Source organism: Streptomyces cavernae (assembly GCF_004023625.1).
In the GTDB taxonomy this organism is placed as follows: Bacteria; Actinomycetota; Actinomycetes; order Streptomycetales; family Streptomycetaceae; genus Streptomyces; species Streptomyces cavernae.
On the sequence record NZ_RPDJ01000135.1, the window covers coordinates 1 to 753 of the forward strand.

At 74.1% G+C, this 753-nt stretch carries 1 protein-coding gene; it reads right to left on the reverse strand.

The genetic code is table 11. The annotated features are described in order from the left end of the window. The coding region (locus EF387_RS46495) for a beta-ketoacyl reductase (protein ID WP_128382591.1) at positions 1-753 on the reverse strand (753 nt) is incomplete at both ends.

The window sequence follows — 753 nt, forward strand, 5'->3', positions numbered from 1 at the left end:
CGCCCCAGGCGAGGGACGTGGCGGGCAGGCCGCGCCCGCGGCGGTCCACGGCCAGCGCGTCCAGGTACGCGTTGCCCACCGCGTACGCGCCCTGCGAGGCACCGCCCCAGGTCGCCGCACCGGACGAGAACAACACGAACGCGTCCAGATCAAGATCCGCCGTCAGCTCGTCCAGCCACCGGGCACCCAACTCCTTCGCCCGGACCACATCCTCAAGCTCCTCCACCGACAGCTCCGCGATCGGCCGGTAGGCCGCCACACCCGCCGCGTGCACCACCGCCCGCAAATCGCCCGCCACCCCGGCAACCACAGCCGCCAGAGCCTCACGGTCCGCGACATCACACGCCACCACCGACACCGGCACCGGCAGATCCGACAGACCCTCCGCACTCCCACTCCGGCTCACCAGCACCAAACGCTCCGCACCACTCTCCGCCAGCCACCGCGCCAGATGACGACCGATACCACCGGTACCACCCGTCACCAGCACCGTCCCCCGAGGCGACCACGTCCGCCCGGAGGCGGCGGGCGCGCGCAGCAGCCTGCGCGCGAGCACACCCCCGTCCCGGACAGCCAGTTGGTCCTCCCCGGACGCCAGGGCGCCGAGCAGGGCCGGGACGTCCCAGCCGGGGCCGATGTCGACGAGACCACCCCATCCGGCGGGCCACTCCAGGCCGGCCACCTGGCCGAGACCCCACAGACGGGCCTGCTCGGGCTCGATCCCCTCGCCGGGGGCGGTCGACACTCCCCCGC